The sequence below is a fragment of the Pseudorhodobacter ferrugineus DSM 5888 genome (assembly GCF_000420745.1).
Lineage (GTDB): Bacteria > Pseudomonadota > Alphaproteobacteria > Rhodobacterales > Rhodobacteraceae > Pseudorhodobacter > Pseudorhodobacter ferrugineus.
Genome location: NZ_ATVN01000008.1, coordinates 154828 through 164101 on the forward strand (window position 1 = coordinate 154828; position 9274 = coordinate 164101).

Sequence of the window (9274 nt, forward strand, 5' to 3'; positions counted from 1 at the left end):
GTATGGACAGCGTGGATATGAGCGGGATGATGGCCGAGATTGGTGCAGCGGCGCGGGCCGCGGCGGCAGAATTGGCCTGTGCCAGCGCCGAGCGTAAACATGCCGCGCTGATCGGGGCCGCCGAAGCCGTATGGGAAGCGCGGGACGCGATTATCGCTGCCAATGCGCAGGATATGGCATTTGGGGTTTCCAAGGGCCTGACCGACGCAATGCTGGACCGGTTGCGGCTGGATGAAGTGCGCATTCGCGGGATCGTTGACGGGTTGCGCATGATTGCCGAGCAGCGCGACCCTGTGGGCGACATTATTGCGGAATGGGACATGCCAACGGGCTTGCATATTCAGCGCGTGCGCACGCCGTTGGGCGTTGTTGGCGTGATCTATGAGAGCCGTCCGAATGTGACGGCGGATGCGGGGGCGTTGTGCCTGAAGGCCGGAAACGCGGTGATTTTGCGCGGCGGGTCGGAAAGCTTTCATTCGTCAAGCGCTATTCATGCCTGCATGGTCAAGGGGTTGGTACAGGCGGGGTTGCCTGCCGCCGCGATCCAGTTGGTGCCAACACGCGACCGTGCGATGGTGGCCGAAATGCTGCGGGCGGTGGAGTATATTGACGTGATCGTGCCGCGCGGGGGCAAGGGGTTGGTTGGATTGGTGCAACGCGAGGCGCGGGTGCCTGTTTTTGCGCATCTGGAGGGGATTTGCCATGTGTATGCCGATGGCGATGCCGATCTGGCAAAGGCGCGGGCCGTGGTGTTGAACGCCAAGACGCGGCGCACGGGGATTTGCGGGTCGGCGGAGTGTTTGCTGATAGACCGTGCGTTTTGGGCGCGGCACGGGGCTGTTTTGGTGCAAGATCTGCTGGATGCAGGGGTTGAAGTGCGCGGCGAGGGCGAGATTGCGGGGGTTGCAGGCGTTGTGCCTGCCACGGCCGATGATTTTGGACACGAGTTTTTGGACATGATTATTGCCGCCAAGATTGTGGACGGGGTGGACGGTGCGATTGCGCATATTCGGGCGTTCGGGTCGAACCACACGGAAGCGATTTTGACCGAGAATGATGCAGTCGCGGCGCGGTTTTTCCAGCGTTTGGACAGTGCGATTTTGATGCGCAACGCGTCGACTCAATTTGCCGATGGTGGCGAGTTTGGCATGGGCGGCGAGATTGGCATCGCCACAGGCAAGATGCATGCGCGAGGGCCCGTGGGGGCCGAGCAGCTGACCAGTTTCAAGTATCTGGTTACGGGTGACGGGACGTGTCGGGCGTAAGCTTGGCCAGTTGGGCCGTTGTTTTGAGTATTTTTGCAAAGATGAAATTGAGAGCGGTCTAAAGCGGGCGTTCAAAGTAGACGATAAAATGGTCCATTTGCGGCGTGAGATTGTGGTAGGGGCTGCGTTCCTCGAACCCTAACGACCGGTAAAGTTTGATCGCGCCGGTGAGCGGGCGGGCAGTGTCGAGGCGGATGGTGTGGTAGCCTGCGGCGCGGGCGTCGTCCATCAACGCCAGGCTGATTTGGCGGGCGAGGCCCTTGTTTCGGTAATCGGGGTGGACAAAAAGGCGCTGGATTTCGGCGATTCCGGGTTCAAATGCGCGCAGCATGCCGCAGGCGGCGGGCCTATTATTGTTCCATGCGATCAGGAGGTTGCCTGTGGGCGCGGTATGGATTTTGGCGAAGGTGTCGAGCCATGCGTCAACCGTATCGGGATTGTATTTGGCGGTGATGGCGGTGCGCTCATCTGGCATGGCGGCGCAGAGCGCATCGATATAGCCGAGGAAAAGTTGGGCCAAGGCGGGGCGATCATCGGGGAAACGGGCGGGGCGCAGGGTGATCACTTTGAGCCGCGCAGATTTGCAAGGGCTTGGCCGTCTTGCCAACGACGATCTGCGTTTTGCCGTTTGACGAGATAGTCTGCGGGGATGCCCGATGTGCCGCCAATGCTGTGGGCGCCTCCTATCATTGTATTGTTCAGGATCGCGCGGCCAGTGGTTGCGGCGGTATCGGTAGAGGATTGGGTGTTGCCAAGGGCTTGCGTGCGGCGCGTGCCGAGAGCGCCGGTGGCGGTGGTTTTGAGCGCGTTGGCATGGGTCATGGCGGGTCCCTTTGGCAGGCGCAAAAGCGGCTTTTGCCAAGAGCCAATCATGGGGGGGCGGACGGGTCAAGTCACGGATGCGATGTTAGAAAACGAGACGGATTTCGGTTTCTGATATTTCTATCATAAGCCTATGCTTTTGCTTGTATATTTCGCGCGCGAACAAGGCAAAATGCACCTGCGCGGGCGTTAAATCGGGCGTGGGTTGCGACAGGCTGTTCCACAGTTCCGCCTCGACCCGCAGCCGTTCTGCGCGAGCATGCACGCACCATTTGCCATCGGTTTCCGAGACAGTGACGCGGCCACCGTAGGCGAGCGCGGATTCGCAGCACAGGATCGCAAGAAAGATCAGTTTGGCATGCGCGCGCGGTAAGGGGTCGTTATGCTGCCATTCAAATGTAACGCGGCCGCCTTGGCTGGTATCGGCAAGGATCTTGGTTATTTCCGAACGGCCAAGGCGCTGCTCGCTGCCAGACAGGCCAAAGGCCACGCGGAAAAACCGGATGCGGGCGTTGGCGGCGGCAACACTTTCGGCGATGAGCGCCAACTCGGGCGAGGGGGGCCCGCCTTCCATCATCAACAGCTCTACCCCATTGCCGATAGCGCCTATTGGGCTGATAAGGTCATGGCAAATACGAGAACCGAGAAGGGCTGCTAGGTCGGTCTGATCGGTCATTGGGGCCTCGGGGGTAAGAGATGAATTCGATTTTAGAGCCAGGGATGATTGTGCGCCATCCGCAGCAGCCCGACTGGGGCTTGGGGCAGGTGCAATCGCGGATCGGCGACCGGATTACGGTGAATTTTGAACATCAGGGTAAGGTTACGATAGACGGGCGGGTGATTGGGTTGGCGGTGGTTTGGGATATTGGACCCCAAGCCTAGGGGCTGCCGGCGCATTTTACAATCAGGGATTGCACGTGCGGGGCGTGTTGCTAGCTGTGCGCGTTTTCGGTTGCAAGATATTGCATAGGCCCTGTTCAGGACCTAGACGAAGGATGGTCGAAAAAACGAGGGTGTGATGCAAAGGCAAGGCGGTCCGTTTTCGGTAAGGTTGGCGTGTGACGCCCGCGATTTGGCGGCGGCGCAGAGGTTGCGGTATCAGGTCTTTGTAGAGGAGCTGGGCGCTGGTGGTCCGTTGGTGGACCACGCCGCGCGGCTGGAATGTGACGCGTTTGACGATGTGTTTGACCATTTGGTGCTGATAGACGAGCGGCGCGATGCCGCGGCCTTGGACGATGTGGTGGGCGTGTATCGTCTGTTGCCAGGGGCCAAGCTGACAGAGGGGCAACGGTTCTATTCGGAAGATGAGTTTGACCTGACGGCACTGCGCCGGTCGGGAAAGGCATTGTTGGAATTGGGTCGGTCTTGTGTGCATCCTGACTATCGTGGCGGGGGTGCAATGTTGCATTTGTGGAATTCTTTGGCCGAATATGTTTTGGCGCGGGACATCGAAGTGATGTTCGGGGCGGCCAGTTTTCATGGCACGGATGTGCGGGCGTTGGCGCAACCGCTGGCCTATTTGCACCATACGCACCTGGCCCCCGAAGCATTGCGGGTGCGGGCCGTTGGGGGCGGGGCGCAGCGGATGGATTTGGTTGATAAGGCCGCATTGGACCGAAAGGCTGCGATGGCGGGGACGCCTGCTTTGATTAAGGCCTATTTGCGGCTGGGGGGATTTGTCGGCGACGGGGCCTATATTGACCGTGATTTCAATACGGTAGACGTGTGTCTTGTGATGGATACCGCGCTTATGTCGGCGCGGCACAGGCAGTTTTATCAGCGGCAAAACGGGGGGGCGCGTGGTGGATTGGCGTGAGGATAAACTGCCGCCTGCGGCGATTGGGCCGATGGGATGGTTGCGCGTTGTAATGCGAATTATTCCATTTGCTTTGGTTACTTATGGCGGGTTGTTGATGTTGCTATTGGCGCGCGCGGTTGAGGCCCCGCTGTGTGGTATGGCCCGACCTGTGACGCCCTATATAACCCAAGGGGTGTGTAAAGCGGCGCTGTGGATCATGGGGTTGCGGGTGCTGCGTCATGGTGCGGCGATGCGGGAACGCGGGGCTGTTGTGGCCAACCATGCGTCTTGGCTGGATATTTTCGTGCTGAATGCCTGTGATCGGGTCTATTTCGTATCTAAGGCCGAGGTAGCGAACTGGCCGGGGATTGGCTGGTTGGCGCGCGCCACGGGGACGGTTTTCATCGCACGGGATGCGGGCGAGGCCAAATTGCAGCAAGGGGTGTTTGAAGAGCGCTTGCGCGCGGGGCATCGGTTGTTGTTTTTCCCCGAAGGGACCAGTACCGACAGCTTGCGGGTTTTGCCCTTTAAATCAACGCTGTTTGCGGCCTTCTTTACGCATGGGATGGAGCATGTGATGCATATTCAACCCGTGTCAGTGCGCTATGTGCCGCCTGTGGGGGCGGATGCGCGGTTATATGGTTGGTGGGCGGCGATGGATTTTGCACCGCATTTGTTGCGTATTTTGGCGCAGCCACGGCAAGGAGCGGTTGAGGTGCGGTTTCATGCCGCGGTGGCCGTGGATGATTTCAAACGGCGCAAAGAGCTTGCGGTGCATTGTGAAGCTGTGGTTCGTGAGGGGGCGGCTTTAGCCTAGGGGGGCCAGCAGGTTTTTCAGCGCGGTTGAGGCGTTTTCTGTGGCCCAAATCTCGGATCCGATACCGAAAAAGTCGGTGACGGGGCCGAATTTTTCGACCAATTCGATGGTGACTGCGCCTTCGGCGACGACGGGCACCTCGATCATCGCGGACCACCATTCAAAGAGTTCAAAATCAACGCTGGTGCCATCGCCCAAGGTGCTGGTGCCGATCGGGCCGAAGGATATATAATCGGCCCCAGCCTCGGCGGCGTTCATACCGTCGTGGCGAGTGGTGCCGCAATAGGCGCCGATGATCGCGTCTGCGCCCATTTCCGTGCGCAGTTTGCGGATGTTTTTGCGGGTGTCGGTCAGGTGAACACCGTCAAGGCCGTGGCGGTCGGCGAGCAGAACGTGATCTTCGACAACGATGGCCACATCACGGGCATGGGCGATTTCGCGCAAGGCATCGGCCGCGCGGGCCAGGGCCTCTTCATCCCTCGCGGCGAGGCTGAGGCGGAGGCAGGCGATGTCATGGGCATCAAGCACGGATTTCAACACTTCGCCAAAGGGGGCAAGATCAAAAACAGGCGGGGTGATGAGGTAGATTTGCGGACGCTCTGTTTCGGACATGGGATGCTCCTGTGTGTTAGGTGGGCTTTAACGCAGATTGCGCGGCTTGGCTATGTGCGTTGCGGCGATTTTTGGCGGTTGCTTGTCATCGGAGGGGCGGCGGCGTATCACGCGCGGGATTTCCCCGCATGCAGGACTGAAAAAGATGAGCGACGCCCCGATGACAACAGTGCCCGTCGATGAGCAGGTTCCGCCGGTGTTTGTGCTGGTACGCCCGCAGATGGGGGAAAACATTGGCGGGGCGGCACGGGCGATGCTGAATTTCGGGTTAGAGCGGTTGCGCGTGGTCGATCCGCGCGACGGGTGGCCCAGCCCCAAGGCGGTGGCGATGGCATCGGGGGCAGGGCGGTTGCTGGAGACAGCGGGGCCTTACGGCGATGTGCAGGCGGCGATTGGCGATTGTGACTATGTGTTTGCCACAACCGCGCGGGGGCGTGAATTGACCAAGCCGGTGATGACGCCCGAGGCGGCAATGGCGCGGGCGCGAGGCATGATTGCGGCGGGCAAAAAGGTGGGGTTCATGTTTGGCCCTGAACGTGCAGGGTTAGAGAATGAGGACCTTGTGCATGCCAATGCGATTGTGACAGTGCCGGTGAACCCCGATTTCCCGAGCCTGAACCTTGCGCAATGCGTGCTGCTGTTGGGCTATGAGTGGCGGCGGCAAGCGGGTGAGGTGGCGCCCGAGGAGATGGTGTTCAACCGCACCGATTTTGCATCGCGTGTTGAGGTGGAAAAGCTGGGCGATCATTTTGAGGAAAAGCTGACGGCGGCAGGGTTTTTCCATCCGGCCGAGAAAGTGCCGGGGATGAAGTTGAGTATCCGGAATATGTGGGCGCGGTTAGGGTTGACCAAATCGGAAGTGGCGACATTTCACGGGATGCTGCGCCAGATTGCAAGGCATTTGGGCGGGCCGGATCGGGGGTAAGTGAGTTGGCCGCGATTTGCTGGTGGCGGTGCGTTTGACTTGCAGGGCGCTATGGATATTTAAGAACAGAAAAAGGAAAAGGGGGCCCGTTATGGAGCCCCTACTGTAAATGTTGACGAACAAGAGTGCCGCCATTAAGTTTGCTGCTCTTTTCCTTTATTCTCATGAATTTTCGGAGACGGTCCCGGCAATCAGCTCCGAAGAAATATTCGACACAGAAGCGTCGCCTTCCTGTGTCTGTTGGCGGTTTTTCCATCAACTTGCTGTCGCAACCCGTACTGCACCAGCTACGGCATATTTCCCAACCCGCACGCTGCTATCGGTCGATCCGGCGGTGACTTCGATCATGGGCATGTAACGGGTTCGGGATCCGAGCGAACCTTCACCTGTCCAGCCTGCGGCTCGCACAATACCCTAAAATCAAACCGGGCAGTTGCGCAAGAATACTCAAGAACGGCGCGGATCCATCGGCGCCCGTTCCGTTGTGATGCGTGCAGGCGCGAGGACTGCCAGAACTTCGGCATCAGTATGACCCTGATGCCCTCTGTCTACCGCGCCTTTGGTCGGACGGCGAAGTGAGAGCCGAGGCATCAGTGCAAAAGTTGCGGCGGGACCTTTTCAATCGGGGCGAAGGCCCGGCGCCATAAGCGCACGGACAGGACCAAGGATATCTTGCTCAACTTGGTGAATAAGGTGCCGCTAAGCCGGATCGGTGAGATCAATGGCGTCAGCTTTCCGCTGATTTATGCGAAGATCGATTTCATCTACCTGCAATGTCTCGCCATGGCGGCGCACCGCGAGAAGGCTCAACCTGCATCTTTTGCGGGTGGTAAGCCTATCTTCGCTACGGATGCCCAGACCATTCTTCTGAACTGGCCTGTGCGAAGCCGCCGTGGCACGGTGCCGCTCCTGCATATGTGGACGGTCCATAACGGGTCGCAGTTCGTGGTGGCTTCGACCGTTGACTATGATCCTAAGGTGTCGGTTGGGGAGGTCGATAATGCCGTGGAAAAATGCGGCGACTTCCTCAAGCCCAGACCAATGCGACAGAACGCCCGGTTGTGGTCAGAGCGCGAATATCGCGACGCGGTGATGCGCGGTCTGCCCGGTTTCTTCGATCCGGAGGACATGGCATCCGGCGGCCGCCTGAAGTTGCCCAGCAAGGGCGCGCGCGTGCGTGGGGTCGCCTTGATCTATGCGCACATCATGCTGGTCCGAAAAATGATTGGCGCTGACTTTCGTAGTGCCCACTTCTGTCTGGATGCGGAAAGCGGGCTTGCGGCCGCATTCTGCGCCCTATCCGTCGACATGGTGCAGTCGGGGCAGGCGCATATCGCCGAGGTGACCTTCGAGAAGGGCATGACCAATGACGAGAGCAGCACCATGGCCAGACTGGGCGGTGAGGCATTCCACGCCCTGAACCGGGAGCACCGCTCATCCGTCGACCAAATCCAGGAGCGCCATCCGGACCTGAACCGCCGCCAGGCGCTGGTTACACATCTTCTGGAAGCCCGCTTCGCGGATGCCAGCCTGAAGGATCGGGGGCACATGCTCGCGACAACCGGGACCGAATGGCGCTTTCACACCAAAGCGGAGCCAAGGAAGTCGCTACGGCTGAAAACGGATCTGGGCCATTTCGGATTCGACGGTTTGGCAAGGCTGATCTGTGAGGCCTCGATCCATCCGGTGGATGCCTGGTTCAGCCTGGCCCGGCGTCGCGTGACTGGATTTGAACGAGGGCTTCCAACCACCTCAAACCAGCAAAGGATATGGCACGCTTACGGGTTCTACGATCCGGAAATGGTTTCGAAGCTGGTGACCATCTTGCGGTTCTATCACAACTGGATGTTGCGCGGTCAGGATGGCGCCACGCCTGCGATGCGGATCGGTCTGGCAAAGGGGCTCATCTATCCGAGGGACCTTTTTTCTTATGGACTTATTCACAACTGACATGGCCCCGTCCGCTGTAACGTGACGTCGCAGGAAGATTACACGTATATATGTGACGAAAAGGAGGCCAGCATGCTGAGAAACACGACGTTCAACTTGCCAGACTACCTTGTGACGCGGGCCAAGTCGTATGCGGCCACCCATGGGACGACAATGACGGCAATTATTCGAGAGCACCTATAGGCCGTAACCTCGGATGGATCCGCCCCTATCACTGACGATCCGTTGCTGACTTACTCGCAAAGGCGTCTGGCCAGGAATGAAGCCATAGAACTGCTCGGGCTGCGTGACTACGCCGAATTGCTCGTTGCGCTCGGAGAGGCCGACTTGCCGATGCCAATGCCACCACCCCATGAGGTGGGTAACCAAGCCGTAACATTTACCAAACTGTGGAGGCAGTCGTGAATCGCTGCACCGTGATCATTCCAGACGCCGGACCGTTCAACGGCCTCTGGGTGGCCGATCGGTTGGAGCTTCTTCGGGCACTGGCACTGGACATGCGACTTGTCGTGGTCGATGCGGTATAGGCGAGTTGACCAGTGATTTGTCCTATCCAAAGGACCGGGCCGTAAAGGCGCTCATTGACGGGAACCAACCACCGTTTTCCATAGAGAGCACCGAGATTGGCGAACCGGAGCGCGATAAGTGGCGCAATGGGAAGAAACTTAAAAAAATGATGGCGAACTGGCTATGGTCGACTTCATGCCGTCGGACGATGGGCTGCGCCAATATCTGGGTATCGGCGATCCGGTGGCCATCCTGTTTGAAGAGTAAGCGGCGGCCGCGGGCCATTGATTTTTCAGTTGCGTTTGGTTGATCGCGTGAAGCTGAGGTCTGTTGGTAGCTCGTCAGGGACTACGAGACGAGGTCCTTATGAGCCATCTGGCAGCTGGGCGTAGGCCCATGGCATCAACGCGTCGATGTCCTTGTCGAGATGGCCGTTGGCGAGCCTGATGAAGATATCGCGCAGATAGGCATAGGGCTCGACGCCGTTCATCTTACAGGAGCCGATCAGACTGGCGAAGCGGGCCCAATTACGACCGCCCTCATCGTGCCCCGCAAAAAGTGCGTTTCGACGGTTCATC

At 59.0% G+C, this 9274-nt stretch carries 13 protein-coding genes; 7 read left to right on the plus strand and 6 right to left on the minus strand.

The window, feature by feature from the left end; all coding sequences use genetic code 11:
- Nucleotides 1–2 precede the first annotated feature (2 nt).
- A complete protein-coding gene (locus tag G560_RS0109375) occupies nt 3–1265 on the plus strand; it encodes a glutamate-5-semialdehyde dehydrogenase (protein WP_022704061.1) in 1263 nt (420 codons plus the stop codon).
- Between the two features lie 58 nt (nt 1266–1323).
- Here the strand turns inward: G560_RS0109375 and G560_RS18925 are convergent, their stop codons facing one another.
- The 3 genes from G560_RS18925 to G560_RS0109390 all read right to left on the minus strand — a co-directional run bounded on the left by G560_RS18925 (nt 1324) and on the right by G560_RS0109390 (nt 2763).
- A complete protein-coding gene (locus G560_RS18925; RefSeq protein WP_022704062.1) occupies nt 1324–1830 on the minus strand; it encodes a GNAT family N-acetyltransferase in 507 nt (168 codons plus the stop codon).
- Nucleotides 1827–2087 (minus strand): hypothetical protein, encoded by a 261-nt coding sequence (locus G560_RS0109385; protein ID WP_022704063.1) that lies wholly within the window; start codon nt 2085–2087, stop codon nt 1827–1829. The genes G560_RS18925 and G560_RS0109385 overlap by 4 nt, the downstream gene beginning before the upstream one ends.
- An 85-nt stretch (nt 2088–2172) precedes the next feature.
- Nucleotides 2173–2763: a histidine phosphotransferase family protein gene (locus G560_RS0109390; RefSeq protein ID WP_028913925.1), complete on the minus strand. Its 591-nt coding sequence runs from the start codon at nt 2761–2763 to the stop codon at nt 2173–2175.
- Between the two features lie 20 nt (nt 2764–2783).
- Between G560_RS0109390 and G560_RS0109395 the strand changes: the two genes are divergently transcribed.
- From G560_RS0109395 to olsA, 3 genes are all read left to right on the plus strand, one after another.
- On the plus strand, nt 2784–2969 hold the full coding sequence (locus tag G560_RS0109395) for a DUF3553 domain-containing protein (RefSeq protein ID WP_028913926.1): 186 nt from the start codon (nt 2784–2786) through the stop codon (nt 2967–2969).
- A gap of 136 nt (nt 2970–3105) precedes the next feature.
- Nucleotides 3106–3903 (plus strand): L-ornithine N(alpha)-acyltransferase, encoded by a 798-nt coding sequence (gene olsB, locus G560_RS0109400; RefSeq protein WP_022704064.1) that lies wholly within the window; start codon nt 3106–3108, stop codon nt 3901–3903.
- Nucleotides 3887–4702 carry a lyso-ornithine lipid O-acyltransferase gene (gene olsA, locus G560_RS0109405; protein WP_022704065.1) on the plus strand — a complete coding sequence of 272 codons (816 nt, stop codon included), beginning with the start codon at nt 3887–3889 and terminating at the stop codon, nt 4700–4702. Before olsB ends, olsA begins: the two co-directional genes overlap by 17 nt.
- Here olsA and G560_RS0109410 read toward each other — a convergent pair.
- Complete coding sequence (locus G560_RS0109410) at nt 4694–5314, minus strand: thiamine phosphate synthase (RefSeq protein ID WP_022704066.1); 621 nt, start codon at nt 5312–5314, stop codon at nt 4694–4696. The two genes, olsA and G560_RS0109410, sit on opposite strands and share 9 nt — an antisense overlap.
- Before the next feature lie 145 nt (nt 5315–5459).
- Here G560_RS0109410 and G560_RS0109415 point away from each other — a divergent pair, with 145 nt between their 5' ends.
- From G560_RS0109415 to G560_RS21615, 3 genes are all read left to right on the plus strand, one after another.
- Nucleotides 5460–6239: an RNA methyltransferase gene (locus tag G560_RS0109415; RefSeq protein ID WP_081647635.1), complete on the plus strand. Its 780-nt coding sequence runs from the start codon at nt 5460–5462 to the stop codon at nt 6237–6239.
- Nucleotides 6240–6911: 672 nt separating this feature from the next.
- Entirely contained in the window at nt 6912–8189 is a 1278-nt protein-coding gene (locus tag G560_RS0109425) for a hypothetical protein (protein WP_022704069.1), read from the plus strand.
- A gap of 401 nt (nt 8190–8590) precedes the next feature.
- Nucleotides 8591–8716, plus strand: coding sequence for a hypothetical protein (locus G560_RS21615; RefSeq protein WP_269430458.1), 126 nt, complete (start codon nt 8591–8593; stop codon nt 8714–8716).
- Nucleotides 8717–8738: 22 nt separating this feature from the next.
- On the opposite strand, the gene G560_RS21345 is transcribed toward G560_RS21615, so the two are convergent.
- Complete coding sequence (locus G560_RS21345; protein WP_211215444.1) at nt 8739–8981, minus strand: hypothetical protein; 243 nt, start codon at nt 8979–8981, stop codon at nt 8739–8741.
- A 79-nt stretch (nt 8982–9060) separates the two neighbouring features.
- Nucleotides 9061–9274 (minus strand): transposase domain-containing protein (locus tag G560_RS0109440; RefSeq protein ID WP_022704071.1); only part of this gene is annotated, 214 nt, incomplete at its 5' end.

Bases quoted from the DNA above. Each gene is read 5' to 3' on its own strand.
- G560_RS0109375 (WP_022704061.1), top strand. From the start codon at position 3: ATGGACAGCGTGGATATGAGCGGGATGATGGCCGAGATTGGTGCAGCG.
- G560_RS0109385 (WP_022704063.1), bottom strand. From the start codon at position 2,087: ATGACCCATGCCAACGCGCTCAAAACCACCGCCACCGGCGCTCTCGGC.
- G560_RS0109390 (WP_028913925.1), bottom strand. From the start codon at position 2,763: ATGACCGATCAGACCGACCTAGCAGCCCTTCTCGGTTCTCGTATTTGC.
- G560_RS0109395 (WP_028913926.1), top strand. From the start codon at position 2,784: ATGAATTCGATTTTAGAGCCAGGGATGATTGTGCGCCATCCGCAGCAG.
- olsB (WP_022704064.1), top strand. From the start codon at position 3,106: ATGCAAAGGCAAGGCGGTCCGTTTTCGGTAAGGTTGGCGTGTGACGCC.
- G560_RS0109410 (WP_022704066.1), bottom strand. From the start codon at position 5,314: ATGTCCGAAACAGAGCGTCCGCAAATCTACCTCATCACCCCGCCTGTT.
- G560_RS0109415 (WP_081647635.1), top strand. From the start codon at position 5,460: ATGAGCGACGCCCCGATGACAACAGTGCCCGTCGATGAGCAGGTTCCG.
- G560_RS21345 (WP_211215444.1), bottom strand. From the start codon at position 8,981: ATGGCCCGCGGCCGCCGCTTACTCTTCAAACAGGATGGCCACCGGATC.